The sequence below is a fragment of the Sulfitobacter sp. M368 genome (genome assembly GCF_025141875.1).
Taxonomy (GTDB): Bacteria; Pseudomonadota; Alphaproteobacteria; order Rhodobacterales; family Rhodobacteraceae; genus Sulfitobacter; species Sulfitobacter mediterraneus_A.
Genome location: NZ_CP081113.1, coordinates 2,007,967 through 2,028,320 on the forward strand (window position 1 = coordinate 2,007,967; position 20,354 = coordinate 2,028,320).

The 20,354-nt window shown below is 60.3% G+C and carries 15 protein-coding genes; 5 read left to right on the top strand and 10 right to left on the bottom strand.

The features are described from left to right. Positions 1–10: 10 nt before the first annotated feature. Together mfd and K3754_RS10100 are read right to left on the bottom strand one after the other, a co-directional pair. Positions 11–3,475, bottom strand: a complete 3,465-nt coding sequence (gene mfd / locus K3754_RS10095; RefSeq protein ID WP_259936956.1) for a transcription-repair coupling factor — start codon at positions 3,473–3,475, stop codon at positions 11–13. A gap of 31 nt (positions 3,476–3,506) precedes the next feature. Then, on the bottom strand, positions 3,507–4,034 hold the full coding sequence (locus K3754_RS10100; RefSeq protein WP_203212127.1) for a component of SufBCD complex: 528 nt from the start codon (positions 4,032–4,034) through the stop codon (positions 3,507–3,509). Positions 4,035–4,154: 120 nt separating this feature from the next. Between K3754_RS10100 and hemB the strand changes: the two genes are divergently transcribed. Next, positions 4,155–5,156 (top strand): porphobilinogen synthase, encoded by a 1,002-nt coding sequence (gene hemB / locus K3754_RS10105; RefSeq protein WP_259936957.1) that lies wholly within the window; start codon positions 4,155–4,157, stop codon positions 5,154–5,156. A gap of 174 nt (positions 5,157–5,330) precedes the next feature. Then, the gene (locus K3754_RS10110) at positions 5,331–5,897 is read left to right on the top strand and encodes a YSC84-related protein (protein ID WP_203211173.1); all 567 of its coding nucleotides are present in this window, start codon (positions 5,331–5,333) and stop codon (positions 5,895–5,897) included. A gap of 23 nt (positions 5,898–5,920) precedes the next feature. Here the strand turns inward: K3754_RS10110 and K3754_RS10115 are convergent, their stop codons facing one another. After that, the gene (locus K3754_RS10115) at positions 5,921–7,159 is read right to left on the bottom strand and encodes a PAS domain-containing protein (RefSeq protein WP_259936961.1); all 1,239 of its coding nucleotides are present in this window, start codon (positions 7,157–7,159) and stop codon (positions 5,921–5,923) included. A 52-nt stretch (positions 7,160–7,211) separates the two neighbouring features. Continuing rightward, the gene (locus K3754_RS10120) at positions 7,212–8,240 is read right to left on the bottom strand and encodes an NAD(P)-dependent oxidoreductase (RefSeq protein WP_259943319.1); all 1,029 of its coding nucleotides are present in this window, start codon (positions 8,238–8,240) and stop codon (positions 7,212–7,214) included. Here K3754_RS10120 and K3754_RS10125 point away from each other — a divergent pair. Further along, positions 8,194–10,662 carry a penicillin acylase family protein gene (locus K3754_RS10125; protein ID WP_259936963.1) on the top strand — a complete coding sequence of 823 codons (2,469 nt, stop codon included), beginning with the start codon at positions 8,194–8,196 and terminating at the stop codon, positions 10,660–10,662. The two genes, K3754_RS10120 and K3754_RS10125, sit on opposite strands and share 47 nt — an antisense overlap. After that, positions 10,659–11,222, top strand: a complete 564-nt coding sequence (locus tag K3754_RS10130; RefSeq protein WP_259936965.1) for a pseudouridine synthase — start codon at positions 10,659–10,661, stop codon at positions 11,220–11,222. Before K3754_RS10125 ends, K3754_RS10130 begins: the two co-directional genes overlap by 4 nt. Positions 11,223–11,372: 150 nt before the next feature. Here K3754_RS10130 and hflX read toward each other — a convergent pair whose 3' ends face one another. The 4 genes from hflX to trkA all read right to left on the bottom strand — a co-directional run bounded on the left by hflX (position 11,373) and on the right by trkA (position 15,995). Beyond that, a complete protein-coding gene (gene hflX, locus K3754_RS10135) occupies positions 11,373–12,671 on the bottom strand; it encodes a GTPase HflX (RefSeq protein WP_259936967.1) in 1,299 nt (432 codons plus the stop codon). Beyond that, entirely contained in the window at positions 12,668–12,907 is a 240-nt protein-coding gene (hfq, locus tag K3754_RS10140; protein ID WP_007119530.1) for an RNA chaperone Hfq, read from the bottom strand. Before hfq ends, hflX begins: the two co-directional genes overlap by 4 nt. Before the next feature lie 151 nt (positions 12,908–13,058). Next, positions 13,059–14,597 carry a TrkH family potassium uptake protein gene (locus K3754_RS10145; protein WP_259936999.1) on the bottom strand — a complete coding sequence of 513 codons (1,539 nt, stop codon included), beginning with the start codon at positions 14,595–14,597 and terminating at the stop codon, positions 13,059–13,061. Between the two features lie 21 nt (positions 14,598–14,618). Further along, positions 14,619–15,995: a Trk system potassium transporter TrkA gene (gene trkA, locus K3754_RS10150; protein WP_203211168.1), complete on the bottom strand. Its 1,377-nt coding sequence runs from the start codon at positions 15,993–15,995 to the stop codon at positions 14,619–14,621. Between the two features lie 128 nt (positions 15,996–16,123). On the opposite strand from trkA, the gene K3754_RS10155 reads away from it, so the two are divergent. Then, the gene (locus K3754_RS10155) at positions 16,124–16,597 is read left to right on the top strand and encodes a hypothetical protein (RefSeq protein WP_259937005.1); all 474 of its coding nucleotides are present in this window, start codon (positions 16,124–16,126) and stop codon (positions 16,595–16,597) included. Between the two features lie 89 nt (positions 16,598–16,686). On the opposite strand, the gene K3754_RS10160 is transcribed toward K3754_RS10155, so the two are convergent. Together K3754_RS10160 and K3754_RS10165 are read right to left on the bottom strand one after the other, a co-directional pair. Beyond that, the gene (locus K3754_RS10160) at positions 16,687–18,099 is read right to left on the bottom strand and encodes a sigma-54 dependent transcriptional regulator (protein ID WP_203211166.1); all 1,413 of its coding nucleotides are present in this window, start codon (positions 18,097–18,099) and stop codon (positions 16,687–16,689) included. Then, positions 18,092–20,290 carry a PAS domain-containing sensor histidine kinase gene (locus K3754_RS10165; protein WP_259943322.1) on the bottom strand — a complete coding sequence of 733 codons (2,199 nt, stop codon included), beginning with the start codon at positions 20,288–20,290 and terminating at the stop codon, positions 18,092–18,094. The genes K3754_RS10160 and K3754_RS10165 overlap by 8 nt, the downstream gene beginning before the upstream one ends. Between the last annotated feature and the right edge of the window lie 64 nt (positions 20,291–20,354).

The window sequence follows — 20,354 nt, forward strand, 5'->3', positions numbered from 1 at the left end:
CGCCCGCAGCTCAGGCCTTGACCTTTTTGCGCTGTTTTTCCTTGGCAATCACATGTTCGGCCAGATCGCGGGCGATGGCAAAGGCGCCTTTGATCTTATCGCTGTCCTTCTTCCAGTCGCGGCGCACAACGATCTTGTTGTCGCGCACCTTGGCCAACCCACGCTGATCCTCGATGAATTTCACCAGACCTTCGGGCGATGCGTATTTGTCGTTGTGGAACTGGATCGTGGCCCCCTTTGGCCCGCCGTCCAGCTTGGCAATGCCAGCCCGTTTGCACATGGCCTTGATCCGCACGACAAGCATCAGCGTGTTTACCTCACGTGGCAATTTGCCAAAGCGGTCAATGAGTTCGGCGGCAAACCCTTCCAACTCCACCTTGGTGCTAAGGCCCGACAGGCGCCGATAGAGGCCCAGACGCACGTCCAGATCTGGCACATAAGCCTCGGGAATCAGGACAGGCACGCCCAGATTGATCTGCGGCGCCCATTGATCATCGGCCTCTGAGAGCCCTTCCATCTCACCGGCTTTGATCTTGGCAATCGCCTCTTCCAGCATGGATTGGTAAAGCTCAAAACCCACATCGCGCATCTGTCCCGATTGTTCCTCGCCCAGCAGGTTCCCTGCCCCGCGAATGTCCAGATCCTGAGAGGCCAGCGTAAAGCCCGCGCCAAGGGTGTCGAGGGATCCAAGCACGCGCAGACGCTTCTCTGCCGTGGCGGTCAGCCGCGCACGCGGTTTGGTGGTCAGATAGGCATAGGCGCGGGTTTTGGACCGACCAACGCGCCCCCGGATCTGGTAAAGCTGTGCCAGACCAAACATATCGGCGCGGTGCACGATCATGGTGTTTGCGGTTGGGATATCGAGACCGGATTCCACAATTGTGGTGGCCAGCAGAATGTCAAATTTGCCATCGTAAAAGGCATTCATCCGGTCATCGAGTTCCCCCGCTGCCATTTGCCCGTGTGCAATCACATAGGTCAGCTCAGGCAGCTGGTTTTTGAGGAATTCTTCGATTTCAGGCAGATCGCTGATGCGCGGCACCACGTAAAAGCTTTGTCCGCCACGATAATGTTCGCGCAGCAGCGCCTCGCGCAGGGTCACGGCGTCAAATTCGCTGACGTAGGTGCGGATCGCCAGACGATCCACCGGCGGCGTTCCGATGATACTCAGATCGCGCACGCCAGTGAGGGACAATTGCAGGGTGCGCGGGATGGGTGTCGCGGTCAGGGTCAGAACATGTATGTCAGAGCGCAGCTGCTTGAGCCGCTCTTTGTGACCAACGCCAAAATGCTGCTCTTCGTCAATCACGAGCAGGCCAAGATTTTGAAATCTAATGTTTTTCGCCAAAAGCGCATGGGTGCCGATCACAATGTCGACGGTGCCTTTGGTCATCCCGTCACGGGTCAATGCGGCGTCTTTTGCGGTGACAAAACGGCTGAGTTGTCGGACATTGATTGGAAAGCCGCGAAACCGTTCGGCAAAGCTTTTGTAGTGTTGGCGGGCCAGCAAGGTGGTGGGCGCAATCACTGCCACCTGCGCACCTGACATCGCCGCAACAAAAGCCGCGCGCATCGCCACTTCGGTCTTGCCAAAGCCGACATCGCCGCAGACCAAACGGTCCATCGGGTTGCCAGAGGTCAGATCGTCGATCACATCGCCGATGGCCCGCAATTGATCATCGGTTTCGGTATAGGGAAAACGGGCCGAGAATGCGTCCCACATGCCCGCGGGCGGCTCCAGCACCGGCGCTTTGCGCAGGGCGCGTTCGGCGGCAATCCGGATCAGCTTGTCCGCCATCTCACGGATGCGTTCCTTGAGCTTGGCCTTCTTGGACTGCCACGCGCCGCCGCCCAGACGATCCAGCAGCCCTTCTTCATGGCCGTAGCGCGACAGCAGTTCGATGTTCTCGACCGGCAGGTACAGCTTTGCCTGTTCGGCGTATTCCAGCACCAGACATTCATGGGCGGCCCCGGCGGCGGTGACCACCTCCATGCCCAGATAACGCCCTATGCCGTGATCGACATGCACCACCAGATCACCGGGGCTGAGGCTTTGGGCTTCGGTCAGGAAGTTCTCGGCGCGGCGCTTGCGCTTGGGCGCGCGGATCAACCGGTCCCCCAGCACGTCTTGCTCTGAAATCACCGTGAGGCCAGGGGCCTCGAAACCGTGTTCCAGCGCCCAAACGGCCAGATGCAACCCGCGTTTACCGATCCGCGTGGCATTGGGCACCGGGATCGCCTCGGCCAAACCTTCGTCTTCGATCAGACCGGTGAGCCGCTCGCGTGCGCCTTCGGAATAGCTGGCAATCAACACCGGTCCGTCTTGAAGTTTTGCTTTCACATGGGACGCCAAGGCACCAAAAAGGCTGATAGATTCCTGTTGGCGTTCGGGTGCAAAGTTGCGGCCAATCCGTGCGCCTGCGTCCAGAACATTTGGGCCTGTCGGCTGCGGCAATGGATTGAACTGGATCATCCGGTGATCCTGCGTGGCCAAGAGCCAGGCCTCATCCGTCAGGTAAAGCCCCTCTGGCGGGCTGGGCTTATAGACGCTGTCCATGCGGCTGCGGTTGGCCATGGCCAAACGGCGGGTTTCATATTGATCCGCAATGCTGTCCCAACGGGCGATGCGTGTGGGCGTGACCTGATCATCCAGCGTGATCGTGGCCTGCGGCAGATAGTCAAAAAGGGTCTCCAAGCCATCGTGAAAAAACGGCAGCCAATGTTCCGCCCCTTGATGCTTGCGGCCCGCACTGATCGCCTCATACAGCGGATCATCGGTCCCGGCGGCACCAAATTCGATCCGGTAGTTTTGGCGAAACCGGGTGATGGCAGGTTCATCGAGAATGACCTCGCTGACCGGGGCAAGTTCCACCAGATCAAGCTTTTCGGTGGTCCGCTGGGTGGCCGCGTCAAACCGGCGCGCGCCGTCCAGCACATCCCCAAAAAGATCAAGCCGCACCGGCCCCAGATCACCGGGCGGGAAAATGTCGATGATCCCGCCGCGCACCGCGTAATCGCCCGGCTCCATCACCGTGGGGCTTTGGACAAAACCCATGCGCACCAGAAAATTGCGCAGCGCGGCCTCGTCGATCCGGTCCCCCACACGGGCAGTGAACGCTGCGTCCCGCAGGATGGCGCGGGCCGGCACCCGCTGTGTCGCGGCGTTCAGCGTGGTCAGCAGAATAAATTTCTCCGGCATGCCATGCACCAAGGCGGCCAGTGTCGACATCCGCTGCGCCGAGATATCGGCATTGGGCGACACCCGATCATAGGGCAGGCAATCCCAGCCGGGAAAAGTGACGACGGGCATGTCAGGTGCAAAAAAGCTGAGCGCGGCCTTGATCGCGGCCATGCGTTTGTCGTCCCGCGCGACGTGCAATACCGGCGCATCGCTTTTGCCGATTTCGGTCAGGATCGCCTGGGCGTCAAATCCTTCGGGAACCCCGGACAGGGTGAGTTTGCTCTTTTGTGCCATACCGTCTCACTTGGCGCGGGCGGGCGCGCAGTCAACCGCCAAGTGCGCCAATGGTCATGTTCTGGTACATGCCCCAAAGCGCGGTCACGAAAATCGAGATCATACCGATAATTTGCGTGTAAAGCCGGTGCCGCATCAGCCGCTTGTGCAACAGATCGCCAGCGGCCTCTTCCATCTGGATCAAACGGGCTGTCGACAGGCTCAACATCCCGATCAAGGACAGCGGAAAGCCCAGCAGAAACACCGCTTGGGCAAACTCCATGCCGTAGACAAACCCCATCAGAACCAGCATCGTCAAAAAGAAACAGCCAAAGCCCAGCAGCCAAAGTCCGGACACCCGTCCGATATAGAGCAACCGATTGACGTTGATCCGCACCATATCTTCGAGGTCTACCTCGGCCTGTCCGGCATGGCGCCGCGCCCGCAGAACCATGTCATAAGGCACGCCCAGCACCCAATGGCTGGCCGTGGACCAGACCACTGCAAGCACTATCCAGAACCACAGGTTCGAGAAAGAGCGCATGTCAATCAATTCAAAAAGAGTTTGATACCAGTCCAAGGTCGTCATCCACTTTGGCAGAATGCGCAGGACATACCCAAGCCGCCCGGCAATTCCTAGCCTTGAGGAGGCAGATTTTTCGTGGCAAGCCTTGGGGAAGACAAATTGAGGTATTTTTGCATGCACCCTGTCCACGCCCCCTTCCCCGCCACACGCCTGCGCCGGAGCCGTGTTTCCCCTGCCATGCGGGCCTTGGTGCGGGAAAATGCGCTTGAGGTCGGTGATCTGATTTGGCCGATTTTTGTGCGTGCCGGAAATGGCATTGTGGAACCTGTGCCCTCCATGCCCGGTGTGATGCGCCGCAGTGTGGACAAGGTGGTGGAGGCCGCAGCCGAGGCCGATGCACTGGGGATCGGTGCGATTTGCGTGTTTCCCTATACCGGACTTGAGGACCGGACCGAGGATTGCGCCGGTGCCTGGGATCCGCAGAACCCGGCCAACCGCGCTATCGCGGCCATCAAGCAAGCCTATCCCCATATCGCCGTGATGAGCGATGTGGCGCTTGATACCTATAACATCAACGGCCACGACGGGTTTGTGGAGGATGGTATCATCGTCAACGATCGCACCGTTGAGGCTTTGGTCAAGATGGCCCTGAGCCAGGCCGAAGCCGGCGCGGATATCATTGGCCCTTCGGATATGATGGATGGCCGGATTGGCGCGATCCGGTCCGCGCTTGAGGGCGCGGGGCATTCCTCCGTTGCGATCCTTAGCTATGCAGCCAAATATGCCTCTGCATTTTACGGTCCCTTCCGCGATGCGGTTGGCGCTTCGGGTGCGCTCACGGGCGACAAAAAGACCTATCAGATGGACCCTGCCAATTCGGACGAGGCGCTGCGTCTGGTGGCGCGGGATCTGGCAGAGGGTGCGGATATGGTCATGGTCAAGCCGGGCCAGCCTTATTTGGACATTTGCCGCCGGGTCAAAGATCAGTTTGGCGCACCCACATTCGCCTATCAGGTGTCTGGCGAATACAGCATGATCAAGGCTGCCGCCCAAAACGGCTGGATCGATGAGGAACGGGTGATGATGGAAAGCCTGATGGCGTTCAAGCGGGCCGGATGTGACGGGGTTTTGACCTATTTCGCCCCTGCAGCGGCACGGATCCTGAACGGAGGGTGAGCGGGCCGCAGGGGGAAAGCGTAGAGATGGCGCCCCTCTTCGCCGCGATCTGATCGGTCCCCCAGCGGCACCATTTCGCCCATGGGTCTAAAGCGCATGACAAGGGGCGAAAACCCGCCTATGATTGCGCTCAAGTCGGAAAAACCGGCATCAGGCAACAAACAGGCAAATCAAATGAGCAATCCGATTTATTCACGGCGTGCGTTTACCCTCGGCGCAATGGCGTCTGTCGGGGCCGTCGCGGCCTGCGGCAACGGTATTGGCGGGCGCGGACCGCAGACCATTGACGCGCGGGTCGATGCGACGATCAACGAAATGTACCGCAGCTTCCCCAACACACAGCAACTGGCGGCCAAGGCCAACGGGATGCTGGTGATGCCGCTGGTCACGGAGGCCGGTTTGGGCCTTGGCGGTGCCTACGGGCGCGGTGCCTTGCGCGTCAATGACATCACCGTGGACTATTATTCGGTCGCCAAAGCCTCTGGCGGGTTGCAGATCGGCGCACAGCAATATGCCCATGTTCTGTTCTTCATGACCGAAGAAGCGCTTGGCGATTTCCGCCGTGCGCCCGGTTGGGCGGCGGGGGCCGATCTGGAATACGTGATCTCTGACAAGGGTGACAGCGTCGCGGCAGAGACCACAACCGCACTTGCGCCGGTTTTGGCGGCGGTCTTTGGCCGCGCCGGTCTGCGGATCGGTGCCACCCTTGAGGGCACGAAATACACGCGCATTATCCCCTGATTACAGATCACCGGCGGAAGGCGCTATGCGGCCTTCTGCCGGGATTGCGTCAACCGTTCCGCCGCCTCAAGTATCTGCTGCACCGCACCGTCCATCTTGCTCAGCAGGTCATCGAGATCGGTCTGCGCCTTGCCCAACTGCTGGACGATTTCATCAAGCCCATCGACCCGTTCCGCGATGCGCGAGCGTTCGATCTTGCACATCACCCGTGTCATTTCCAAACCCGCTTTCAAGCGTCTGACATCATTGCAAATCTTTGAAAACGCGCAGACCCTGTCGGACACTTCCACCACTGCCTTATGCGCCTTGCAGATGAAATCCGACTGCTGGCCCGACAACAAGGCCATTTCGTGGGGTTTGTCCTGCCCTTCGATCACAGGCTCAACAGCAAAGTGTTGCAGCAGATCATCTTGCACCCGCGAGACCCCATGCAAAAACTCGGCCTGCAACAGATAATCATTTCCGAGCAATGATTTCTCACTGAATGTCGCAACCGCATCGGCCAAGGATTGCGTCATTTGGCGGTGGTTGTTTGAAATCACACTGATCGGCCCGTCTGTTCCCTCCAGCCGGCCTGCCTGAAGGCGCATATTATAGGGGATCTGGTTGGTCTGTTTGAAGATCCGCACCACGTCACCGGCATGATCTTCGATTTGCTTCACGCCTTCCTTGATGGAGAGAATTGACCTGAGCCGCCAGTCCACTGGCCGTTGCAAGGCGATGTCGCGCTGTCTGGTTTCCTCGGTCAAGGCTTGGGTCATGAAACTGTCGTAATCGCCGTGACCTGCCATTTGGACAGCGGTCAAGAAAGCGGCACTGCTGGCCTCGGGCGAAAGACCCTCGTTCCGCTCACGATGGCACAGATCGATGTACATCTGCTGCGCCTGGCGAAACATCTGGCTGCCTGGTTTGATCCGAACAGAGACAAACCCCTCCTCCGACGGACAAGCCACGGCAAGCACCCAATAGTGACTGCCGTCTTCGGCCTTGTTCTTGATATAGCCGCAGAACGGTTTCCCATCTGCCAACATCGACCACATGAGATGAAAGACACCGCGCGGCATATCGGGGTGGCGGATCACATTGTGAGGTGCGCCGATCAGATCGGCCCAATCGTAGACCGACACCCGCTGAAACACCGCATTTGCCGCCAGAATGATCCCCCGGCGATCGGTCCGCGAATAAAAGATATCGTCGATGCCGAAATGCCGGGATTCAAACCCACTTGGGTCTTGGGCAGCGTGAGAGGGGGCAGCGGTCATGGAAAATCTCCCGAAACTGCCCCCCTGATGTCAAAGAAACCTTTGCAAAGGGTTAAGTGTCTTGGGTTCCGTCCAGGGCCCGCAACCGCTGGATCAGGCTGGAGGTGTCCCAGCGCCCGCCGCCGATTTTCTGCACGTCTTTGTAGAACTGATCCACCAGCGCGGTGATCGGCAGGCTGGCTCCGGTTTCATCGGCTGTGTCCAGACAAATCCCCAGATCCTTACGCATCCAATCCACCGCAAAGCCGTGGTCAAATTCGTTGTCCAGCATGGTCTCATAGCGATTGGCCATCTGCCATGATCCAGCCGCGCCCTGGCTGATCACTTCGACAACGGCACGTCCGTCCAGCCCGGCCTTCTCGGCAAAATGCAGCGCTTCGGACAGGCCTTGCACCACACCGGCGATGGCAATCTGGTTGCACATCTTGGTCATCTGGCCCGCGCCGCTATCCCCGATGCGGCGGCAAATCTTGGAATAAACCTCCATCACCGGCAACGCGCGATCAAACGCGCCCTGATCACCGCCGCACATGATGGACAGCTGGGCATTTTCCGCACCCGCCTGCCCGCCGGAAATCGGTGCATCCACAAATGAGATTTGCGCCGCATCCGCCGCTGCATAAAGCTCTCGTGTGACAGCGGCCGAAACGGTGGTGTGGTCGACAAAGATGGCCCCCGCGTCCATTCCGGCAAACGCCCCATCGTCGCCGACGCAGACGGACCGCAGATCATCATCATTGCCCACACAGGCCATCACACATTCGGCGCCTTGCGCAGCCTCGCGCGGGGTCGCCGCTGCCTGCCCGCCATAGGTCTTGGCCCAATCTTCGGCCTTGGACGCGGTGCGGTTGTAAACCGTGACCTCATGCCCGGCCTTTTGCAGATGCCCTGCCATGGGCGCGCCCATTACTCCAAGTCCCAAAAATGCGAGCTTTGCCATCTGCTTTTCCTTGTCTGCCAGTTGCGCTATTGCGATTAGATACCTAACACCTCGTGCGCCTTGGTCAATCGGTGCCGCCTTATCGGAGCGTTCAATGGCCCTCATCTTTCGCTGGCTGGTCCGGCTTGCTGTCTTGTTGATCGTGTTGAGCGTGCTGAGCGTGACCTTGGTCTATTGGATCGCCGCACGGTCCCTGCCCGATTACGATGACCAGGTGGCGGTGCGCGGGCTGGGCGCAGAGGTCGAAATCGTCCGCGACAACGCCAATGTGCCGCATATCTTTGGCCAGTCAGATGCGGATGTTTTCTTTGGTCTGGGATTTGCCCATGCGCAGGACCGCATGTGGCAGATGATCAATCTGCGCCGCACCGCGCAAGGACGGCTGAGCGAGGTCTACGGCAGTGCCACGCTGAACATTGATAAGCTGCTGCGACGCTTTGATATCTATACGCTTTCTGTGCAATCGGTTGAGGCTCTGGCGCCCGAAACCCGCTCCGCGCTTGAGGCCTATTCCGCAGGCGTAAACGCCCGCCTGACACAGATCAATACCGAAGCCCTGGGGCGCGGTGCGCCTGAAATGCTGCTCTTCAACGCGCCCATGGCGCCTTGGCGTCCGGCAGATTCCGTGGCCATCGGTAAGCTGATGGGCTTGCAGCTTTCGGGCCATCTGGAGGCCGAGGTGATCCGCGCGCGCAGCTCTCTGGCCCTGCCGGACGCGGACCGGCTGTCCGATATCCTGCCCGATGCGCCCGGAACCGGCGTGGCAGCCCTGCCGGAATACGCCGCCCTTGTGCCCGGTACCAGACAATTTTCAGCCAACATCCCGCTGGATCCGCACCCGTTGTCGCCTTTCAAACATATGGCTTTTGCGGGCGCATCAAACGCCTGGGCGGCAGCCCCCTCGCGCTCGGCCTCCGGCGGCACCTTGCTGGCCAATGATCCGCATCTTGGCTTCACCGCACCGGCCATCTGGTATCTGGCCCGGCTTGAGCTGCAATCGGGCGGGGTGATCGGCGGCACAATCCCCGGCATGCCCGCCGTGATGACTGGGCGCAGCGCCGATTTGGGCTGGGGGCTGACCTCGGCCTATGTCGATGATCAGGACGTCTATATCGAAGAACTGAACCCCGAAAACCCGCAGGAGTACCGCACGCCAACAGGGTTCAAACAATTCCGCACACGCTCTTCCATCATCACGGTCAAGGATGCAGATCCCGTTACCCTGACCCTGCGCTGGACCGACAATGGCCCACTGCTGCCGGGCAGTCACTACAATCTGGCCGCGGTCACCCCGCCGGGCCACGTGGCCTCGGTCAACTGGACAGTGCTGAGCGGGCGGGACACCACGCTGGACGCCGCGATGGGTGTGATGGAGGCCAAAACCGTTGAGCAAGCGATTGAAGCCGCCCAAAGCTATATCGCACCGGCGCAGAACCTGACGCTGGTGGACCGAAGCAAGATTGCGATGAAAACCATCGGCGCGATGCCACGCCGCGATGCGGATCATCAAAGCCAGGGGCGCATGCCCTCACCGGGCTGGATCGCGGCAAACCGTTGGCAAGGCATGCTGCCCTATACCGCCAACCCCGAATTTGTCGCGCCCGCAGGGGGCATTCTGGGCAATACCAATAACAAGACCGTGGACCGTCCGTTCCCCAACCATGTTTCCTTTGTCTGGGGTGATACGCAGCGGGTGCAACGCTGGAACCGGCTGATGCAAACCCGGCAGGTCCACACCCGCGACAGCTTTATCGAGGCGCAGCTGGACACGGTCAGCTTCACCGCGCGGTCCCTGCTGCCCCTGATCGGCGCAGAGCTGTGGTTCACCGGTGAGGCCGCAGCAGAAGGCACAGCCGAACGCCAGCGCCAGCGGGCGCTGATCCTGCTTGCGGCATGGTCCGGCGAGATGAACGAACACCTGCCGGAACCGCTGATCTACATGGCATGGCTGCGGGCGCTTCAGGACCGGCTCATCCAGGACGAACTGGGCCCATTGGCAGCGGAGTTTGACCACGTTGAGCCGCTCTTTATCGAAAGGGTGTTCCGCGATGTGAACGGCGCGGCGGCATGGTGCGACGTGCTGCAATCGGCTCAGACCGAAAGCTGCCCGGAAATGGCCCGCCTCGCCCTCGATGACGCCCTGTTGTGGATCAGCGAAACCTGGGGCGGAGAGCTGGAGAGCCTGCGCTGGGGCGATGCGCATCAGGCCACCCACGACCATCAGGTGCTGGGCGATGTGCCGGTGTTGCGCTATTTCATGAACATCCGCCAGTCCACTTCAGGCGGCGATAACACCCTGCTGCGCGGCCGTACCAAAGGCAGCGATCCAGACCCGTTTCACAATGTGCATGGCGCGGGCTATCGCGGGGTTTATGACTTTGCCGACCCAGACAGCTCGGTGTTTGTCACCTCCACCGGGCAATCGGGGCATTTCCTGTCGCGCCACTATGACGATCTGGCACAGCTTTGGCGGCGCGGTGAATATATCCCGATGTCGCTGGACGCTGATCTGGCCCGCGCTGCCTCGGTTGGCATCACGATCCTGACGCCGGAGACCCCATGAATCGCGTGATCCTTTTCAACAAACCTTATGGCGTGCTGTCGCAATTCACCGACAAAGGCACCGAGGGCAGTGCACGTCCCACCCTTTCGGGGTTCATTGACGAGCCGGGCTTCTACCCTGCTGGACGCCTCGACAAAGACAGCGAAGGTCTGCTGGTGCTCACCGACAACGGCGCCCTGCAGGCCCGCATCGCCCATCCAAAATACAAACGCCCAAAAACCTATCTGGTCCAGGTCGAAGGCACACCGGACGCGGCCGCCTTGGACGCTCTGCGCAAAGGCGTTACGCTCAAGGATGGCAAGACCGCCCCGGCCACCATCACCCAGATCGATCCGCCCGCAGACCTGTGGGAGCGCGACCCACCCGTGCGCTTTCGCAAATCCGTACCGGACGCCTGGCTGGAAATCACCATCCGCGAGGGCCGTAACAGACAGGTGCGCCGCATGACCGCCCATGTCGGCCTGCCGACATTGCGGCTGATCCGCAGCCAGATCGGCGCTTGGCACCTGAATGCACTGCGCCCCGGCACATGGCGTTGGGCCAGCGAAACCGGCGCCTGACCTCCGTTCCCTTTTTGGCCCAAAATATTCCGGGGGAGTCCGCAGGACGGGGGCTGGCCCCCTAGCCCGCTCTCACAATAAAATGACAGAAAATCTCAAGGGGCCGGAAAATTTCAATTTTTCCGAACAAGAATTTTCAAAATTCTTGGCTCACAAACGCTGAAACTGCGCCTCTTGTTGGGCTGACCAGCGCACGGTCATCTCGAACCCGTCCTCGGTCTGGCGCTCTTCTTGGACCACGTCCTGCGCAAAGAGCCACGCACGTTTCTTGCCTTCGGAAAAACCCAGCGTCAGGTCTGCATCGCGCACGGCCCCTTGCAATGCCTCGGCGATCACGGCCTGCAACGCGTCCAGCCCCTCGCCGGTGATGGCAGAGATCGCCAGAACGTTCTCATCCCGCTCGGCCCGCTGGCGCATGGCGTCGGCGGCCTCTGGCGTCAGTTGATCAATTTTGTTCCAGATCTCGAAGGTCCGCGTCTCCTCCGGCACCCCAAGAGAGGTCAGGATTTCAAGTACGTCGCGGGCCTGTTCCTCGGTCTCATCATGGGAAATATCGCGCACATGACAGATGATATCTGCGGCAAGCACCTCTTCAAGCGTCGCGCGGAAGGCCGCGACCAATTCGGTCGGCAGATCGCTGATGAAACCAACCGTGTCGCTGAGGATAATTTCCGGCCCATCCGGCAGCACCAGAGACCGCATCGTGGGGTCCAGCGTGGCAAACAGCATGTCTTTCGCCATCACATCTGCGCCGGTCAACCGGTTGAAAAGCGTCGACTTTCCTGCGTTGGTATAGCCGACCAGCGCCACGATCGGATAAGGCACCTTGGCCCGTGCTGCGCGATGCAGCGCGCGGGTTTTCACGACCTTTTCCAGCTGGCGGCGCAGACGCACCAGTTGTTCATCGATGGCCCGGCGGTCTGCCTCGATCTGGGTCTCACCGGGACCGCCCACAAAGCCCAGCCCGCCACGTTGGCGTTCCAGGTGGGTCCAGGCCCGCACCAGCCGCGTGCGCTGATAGTTCAGCGCGGCCATTTCGACCTGCAATACACCCTCGCGGGTTGCCGCACGGTCGCTGAAAATCTCCAGAATGAGGCCGGTCCGGTCCAGCAGTTTCACACCCCAGGCCTTTTCCAGATTGCGCTGTTGCACCGGGCTGACCGGGCCGTCCACCAGCACCAGTTCAACCTCAGCAGCCTCAAGCTGGTCATGGACCTCCTCGATTTTGCCCGACCCAAACAGCATGCCAGCGCTGACCGTACGCAGCGGCACCACGTCGGCGCCCACCACCTCAAGTTGCGGCAAGGCACGCGCCAGCGACACCGCCTCTTCCAAGGCGGGTTTGGGATCACGGCGATCGGGATTGGACCGGATGTCCGGGTGCAGCACCCAAGCGCGGGTCACCCGCGGGCCATCCGTGTCGTCAATTTGAAATTGTGCGCGGCTCAAGACGCGTCTTCGCCCTCATAAAGGCTGATCGGCTGGCTCGGCATGATGGTCGAAATCGCATGTTTGTAGACAAGCTGGGACTGGCCATCGCGGCGCAGCAACACACAGAAATTGTCAAACCATGTGATGACGCCTTGCAGTTTCACACCGTTGATCAGGAAAATTGTAACCGGTACTTTGGTCTTGCGTACGTGGTTCAGGAACGCGTCCTGAAGGTTCTGTCTGTCTGACGCCATGGTTATTCTCGCTTTTTTTCTTGCTGGCGTCCACGCGTGGACCCCCCCATTCGGAGCAGTATGAAGTGCGCCATGCGGAGATTCCAGCCCCATATCAGGGATTTTTGCCTATCTCGCACCCTGCCGTGTCACGTGCGCCACAGGTGCAACGTCAGGTGCGCCACAAATCCGGTGTCAGAAGTGCAATAATCGCAAGGGTTTCCAGCCGCCCCAGAACCATCGCACCGCAGAGCACGGCCTTGGCTGTCAGGCTGAGTTCAATCAGGTGGATGGGCGTGTCCGTAGCATATTGCACCAGCGGGCCCGTGGTGGAAAGGCTGGCCACGGACAGCACCAAAGCGGCTTCAAATTTTGTGCCAGCCAAGGTCAAAAGTAGCGTAACCGCGGCCAGCGACAGGGCAAAGAGCATGAAAAAGATCCAGGCAATGAATGCCCCGTTGCTTTGCAGCCTGCGGCCTGACAGGCCTGCCCCGCTGACCGATGAGGGGTGCACAAGACGCTCCATCTCGCGGGTGCCGTTGCGGTAAAGGGCAAAGACCCGCAGCAGCTTGACGCCGCCTGCGGTCGTCGCCACGCCGCCGCCAATCAGGGCGAGCCCCATCAGGATCAGCCCCGGGGTTGCCAGCCCGGACCAGCTTTTGGCCTCCCCCCAGTGTTCAGACACAAAGCCCGTGGTGGTCAGGAAGGACATCACCGTAAAGACCGCGCCCCAAAGCGCGTAGCCGGCTTGGGTCAGGTTTTCCATCGCGGCCACATCAAAAGCCCCCAGAAAATGTCGCCCGAACAGGATCAATGGCACTGCGATCACCACAAAGACGCCGATGCGGAATTCCGGATCGGTCAGCAATCCGCCCTGGGTTGCCGTCACCGTGTCTTTGGAAAAGGTCAGCCGCGACAGAGCAAACAGCATGAACAGCACCATAACCACCTCGCCCGTGAGGCCGGTCTGGGCCTGCTCCACACCGCCCACCGGCGAAATGCCCGAGGTCGCCATCACAGACATCGCATGGCAAAGCGCTGTCAACGGGGCGGCGCCTCCGGCCAGAAGCAGCAACCACAGCAGCAGCGTCAGACCGGCATAGATCGGCAGCAACGCCCGCGAGACCCTGAGCAGCCGCTCGCGCGGGTCAATCGGGGCCATGCGGCCGCTGGCTTCGGGGTCAATATGGCCCGGCTCGGCCTGTGCCGTGACCTCAAAACCGCCCAAATGCAGCGGCGCCAAAATCGCAGATGCGGCCACCCACATCAGCAAACCGCCCATCCAGCCAACCTGCGCCCGCCAAAGATGCAACGTCCCGCTGAGGCGGCCCGGATCGTCAAACATCGTCGCCCCGGTGGTGGTGATGGCGCTGACCATCTCAAAATAAGCATGCAGAAACCGCGTGGTGGGCAAGGCTTCGATAAAGGGCACGGCAAGCACCAGCGGTAGAAACACAAAGGCGGAGAACAGCGAGATCAGCGGCCCCAAGGCCGTGGAGCGCGCAGGCCGGCCGGACAAAGCCACTGCCAGCAGAACAAAGACCACCGTGCCCAACAGCCCAGCGTAAAAGAATGCCCGAGAGGCTGCGTGATCATTGACCGCCAGCCCATGCAGGGCCGGCACAATCATCGAAACCGAGGCCGCCCCGAACAACAACAGGAACAGCGGCAGTTTCACGAGTTCAGCACGGATGTAGCTTTGACGGCGCAAGGGCGTTCTGTCCTTTTGCGGTTAGAAAAAGTCGATGGAAACCTGCATCAGCTGCTCGACCTGTGGCACGTCCTTGGCCAATGTAAACAGGACAATCACATCCCCCTCGTCGATGCGGGTGCTGCCTTTGGGGCGGATCACCTCGTCGCCCTTGCGGACCATCCCCATCAGGACACCTTCGGGAAAATCAATCTCACTGACCAGCTGGCCCGCCATGGGCGATGTGGACAACACTTCGGCCTCGATCACCTCGGCTTCGGCATCGCCAATGGAATAGACCGCCCGCACCCGGCCATGTCGGATGTGGCGCAGGATCGAACTGACCGTCGTGGCGCGGGGGTTGATATAGGCGTCAATACCCAGCGGCGTCATCAGCGGCACCAGCGTCGGATCGTTGATCAGGGCAATCACGTAATGGCACCCCTCCGCCTTGGCCCGCACACAGGCCAGCATGTTGGTTTTGTCGTCATCTGTGACCGCCAGCATGGCGTCGGCACGGGCAATCCCGGCCTCGGCCAACAGGGCCGCATCCAGACCATCACCGTTCAGAACAATGGTGCGCTCCAAAGCTTCGGCGGCCTTTTCAGCGCAGCGGCGGCTTTTCTCGATGATCTTGGTGCGAATACGCCGCGCGTCGGATTCCAGGTGCTGCGCCACGGTCAGGCCCACGTTGCCGCCGCCCACCAGAACCACCCGTTCCTGCTTGGAGGTTTTTTTACCAAAGATTTCCATCGTGCGCGGAATGTCGTCGCGGTGGCAGAAAAGATAACAATCGTCCCCGACAAAAAGCTGGTCCTTGGATTCAGGGGCAAAGAGCGTGCCATCGCGGCGCACGCCCACCACAACGGCCCGCAGGGTTGAAAAAAGGTCCGTCAACTGACGCAGAGGCGTGTTCACCACCGGGCAATCGGCATCCAGAGTGATACCCAGCAGATGTGCCTTGCCGTCCATGAACACCTCTGTGTCAAAGGCAGCCGGGGCCGAAAGGCGCAACAGCGCGGCATTGGCAACTTCTTTTTCGGGGCTGATCACCACATCGATGGGCATATGATCGCGGCGGTAGAGATCGGAATAGATCGCATCCAGATAGGATTGGCTGCGCAGGCGGGCAATCTTGCGGTTGATCCCAAAAACCGAGTGGGCCACCTGACAGGTCACCATGTTGACCTCATCGGAATGGGTGGCGGCGATGATCATCTCGGCGTCGCGGGCGCCGGCCCGGTCAAGCACATCGGGATAGCTTGCAAAACCTGCAATGCCCTGCACATCGAGCGTATCCGTGGCGCGGCGCACCAGATCGGCGTTGTTGTCGACAACGGTCACATCATTGCGCTCACCGCTCAGATGGCGGGCGATTTGCCAGCCCACCTGCCCTGCACCACAAATGATCACTTTCATGATGGCGTCCTCACGCTGTTTGTGCGGCCCAAAGGCTGCACGGTCTGATGTCGGTTAGAGGGCATGACAGCGCCCAAAGCAAGGGTCAAGCGATTGTCATGACGCGCGGTCCGGTGCAAACTGATGCCATGCAACAGAAAATCACCCTTCTTGTGATCGCGCTGGCCACCGTGACCGCCTGTGCGCCGCTGAACACCTATTACCGCGCCGGCGTCAGCGTTGACCGGCTCAACCGCGACACCACGGCCTGTGAGGTAAAGGCGCTGCGCGATGTGCCGGCATCGGTTCAGGTGCGGCGCACCCCCCCGGAGTTTGTACCAGCCTACAAACGCTGCGATTCTGCGGGGAATTGCACCATTGTGCCCGGGTATGTGATTCCCGGTGAAACCATCACATTTGATCCCAATGACGGGCTGCGCAAGCGGGTGGAGGGGCAATGTATGGCCGACAAGGGCTATGCGCCCGTGTCGATCCCGCCCTGTCCGGACCATGTGGCCAAGGCCGCGACTGTGGGCAAAACGCGGACCTTGCCGACGCTGACGCCAAAGTCCTGTGTGATCCGCAACCGCGATGGAAGTTTTCAGATTGTTGCACGCGGGTAAGCGACCAGAAACCTAAGCGCTTGGGGCGGATCGGCGGGGGGCCAGCCCCCCGCACCCCCGGAGTATTTAGGGCCAGAAAGGGAGAAGAATCAGCCCTCTGCCTCGCTTTCCTCATCCACATGGGCCACGCGCACGCCGGATTTGGCGGAGGTGACCACCCCGAGCGATTTGAGTTTGCGGTGCAAGGCGGAGCGCTCCATGCCGACAAAATTGGCCGTCCGCGAAATATTGCCGCCAAACCGGTTGATCTGTGTCAGAAGATATTCGCGTTCGAACGCCTCGCGGGCCTCGCGCAGCGGCAGGGTTGCCAGAGCGCCGGAGAGCACAACGCGGCCGTCATCCTCGCCCTTGTCCTCTTCTCCGGGCAGTTCGCGGGCCTCGATCGGTCCGGTGCCGTCGCCAAGGATCAACACCCGTTCCACAAGGTTTTTCAACTGGCGCACGTTGCCCGGCCAGACCATCGTTTGCATCAGGGCAATGGCGTCATCGGACAGACTGCGCAAGGGAAGACCTTGGGTGGCGTTGCATTCGGCAATGAAATGATCTGCCAGAAGCGGGATGTCCTCGCGGCGCTCTTCGAGGGATGGCACGGCAATCGGCACCACGTTGAGGCGGTGATAAAGCTCCTCGCGGAAGGTTTCATCGCGGATGGCGGCGGTCAGATCGCGGTTGGTGCTGGAGATCACCCGCAGATCCACCCGCAGTTTGTCGTTCCCGCCGACGCGGGTAAATTGCTGGTCCACCAGGACCCGCAGAATTTTCGACTGGGTGCCCAGCGGCATATCCGCGACCTCGTCAAAATAGATCACGCCGCCATGGGCCTGTTCGAGCAACCCCGGCTCGATCCCGCGATCACCACCTTCTCGGCCAAAAAGCATTTCTTCCATCCGGTCAGGCTCGACGCCCGCGCAATTGACAGTGACAAAAGGTGCCGAGGCGCGGTTGGAATGGGCATGGATATAGCGCGCGGCAATCTCCTTGCCTGACCCGGCGGGGCCGGTCAGCATGACCCGGCCGTTGGATTTGGTCACTTTATCAAGTTGACCGATCAACGCGCGATAAGCCGCTGAATTGCCAAGCATTTCCGCGCTGGAGACATCGCGCTTCTTGAGCGTGAGATTCTCGCGGCGCAGGCGTGAGGTTTCCATGGCACGGCGGATCACGACCAGCAACTGATCGATATTGAACGGCTTTTCAATGAAGTCGTAAGCGCCCTGTTTGATCGCCGCGACCGCGATCTCGATATTGCCATGGCCGGAGATGATCACCACCGGCACATCGGGGTAATCCCGTTTCACCGCCTTGAGGATGTCAATGCCGTCCATCTGGCTGTCCTTGAGCCAGATATCGAGGATCATCAGCGCCGGTGGCTCTGATGTGATCTCCTTCATCGCATCGTCGGAATTCCCGGCCAGGCGGGTGGCAAACCCTTCGTCAATCAGGATGTCCGAGATCAATTCGCGGATATCGCGTTCGTCGTCTACAATCAGAATGTCACTCATGCGTTGTCTCCATTCTATTCTCATTACTGTCACTTGATGGCGCGATGGGCAGGGAAATGACCGCCATTGCGCCAAAATGGGTTTGCCCGTCAAATACTGGCGCGTTTTCGAGGGTTAATGTGCCGCCGTGTTCTTCAATAATTTTCTTAACGATGGGCAGGCCAAGGCCGGTGCCTTCACTGCGGGTGGTCACATAGGGTTCAAACAGGCGGGCGCGATCTTCGGGCAGGCCGATCCCGTTGTCCGCAATGGTCAGGCGAGCAGTGTTGTCGGTGCAGGTCAAGGTCACTTCGATCCTTGGGGAAAGATCATCCTGCGTGCCTTTTTTGGATAAGGATTCAATGGCTTCTCCGGCATTCTTAATCAGGTTGGTCAGGGCTTGTGAGATCATCGTCGCATCGATCTGCGCGACCACCGGCCTATCAGGCAGGTCTGAGACGATCTTGACTTCCGGCTGGCCAGCCTGCTGCAAGAACACCGCGTCGCGCACCAGTTGGGTCAGATCCTGATCGGAGGTTTCCGGCTCGGGCATGCGGGCGAATTTGCTGAACTCATCCACGATCCGGCGCAGATCGCCGGTCTGGCGGATGATCACCCCTGTCATCTGTTCCAATGTGTCGCTGTCCTCGCCCAGTTTGGGGGCAAACTTGCGCCGGATGCGTTCGGCGCTGAGCTGGATGGGGGTCAGCGGGTTCTTGATCTCATGGGCAATGCGCCGCGCGACATCGCCCCATGCGGCCATCCGTTGGGCGCTGACCAGATCGGTCACATCGTCAAAGGCCACCACGTAGCCCTCCAGACGGCCATCATCAGACCGTCGCGGGGCCATGCGCACCAACAGGTTTTCCTGCGTCCCCTGCCGCGAGACCTTGACCTCGCCCTGAACGGCGGTCCCGCCGCCAGAGGTAAGGGTCTCGAACAACGGGCCGAATTCAGGGACCGCAACGGCCAACGCCAGCGATTGCTGATCCTCATGCCAATCCAGAAGCCGCTTGGCGGAACGGTTCACAAAGGCCACGCGCCCCTCTGGATCAAGCCCCACGACACCGGATGTGACAGAACTGAGCACGGAATCAAACAACCGGCGGCGGCGTTCAATCTGCCGTGTGTTGTCGAGCAGGGTTTCACGCTGACCGCTGAGCTGGCGGGTCATCTGGTTGAAATACCGCCCCAGCATCGCGATTTCGTCATCGCCTTCTTCTTCGCGCACCTGAACGGACAGATCGCCAGCGCCGACCTGCTGCGCCGCCCCCGTGAGCCGCCCGACAGGTCCAGACAGACGTTCGGCAAACCACAGGCCAAGCCAGACCGCCGCCAGGATCAGAATCACCGCAAAGCCCAGATAAACAAGGGCAAACTCAAACAACAGCCGCCCGCGATCCGCTTCGAGTTGTTGGTAGAGGCGGACGGTTTCCTTGGTTTCATCAAGCAGCGACAGGATCTCGCCATCAACTTCGCGGCTGACGTAGAGATAGCGATCGACAAAGCTTTCCATTGGCACGAGCGCGCGAAATTCGTTGTTCGTCCAATCCTCAATGATCAGCACACCATCGGCGCTGGCGGTCTCTATCTGGGCGAGGTCTGGTTGTTCATAATCAAACAGATAGGACCGGTTGCCACGGGCGCGAATTTGGGCAGTTCCATCAATAAGATAGGCTTCGCGCAGACCTCTTTGAATTTGCCGCTGGCCTTCGCCCAGAAGGGCGCTGTCGCTGAGGTTGATGCCTTTCTTGCGGGCGTTGTCGATGCTGCGGGCGAGCGTGCGGGCATCCGCGATCAGGTCTTCGCGTTGTTCGGTTTCATAGGCCTGCGCGGCGGCCAGCGAATTGCCAACCACACTGCGCACCCGGTCCGAAAACCATCCCTCAAGGCCCACATTCACCGTCAGACCAGCAAAGACCGCCACACTGACCGTGGGGATCAGGGCCATAAGGGCAAACACCCCGGTGAGGCGCAGGTGCAAGCGCGATCCGGCGGATTTGGCCCGCCGCGCCGCGATCAGACGGGCGACTTGTGACAGAACCAGCGCAGCGACCAGCAGGACATACACAAGATCGGTCAGCAGGATGAGGCGCAGCCCAAAGGTATTGGCGCCCTGCCCCAATGGACCCAACGCCAGATAGGTTGCCATCGCCAGAACCGGCCCCAACACAACCAAGGACAAGGTTGCAAGGTTGCGCACACGGCGCATCCGCCGGAAACGCCCCAGCCTATCCAATGTGAAACTGCGTGACCGGGTTGCCACCCGTTGCCCT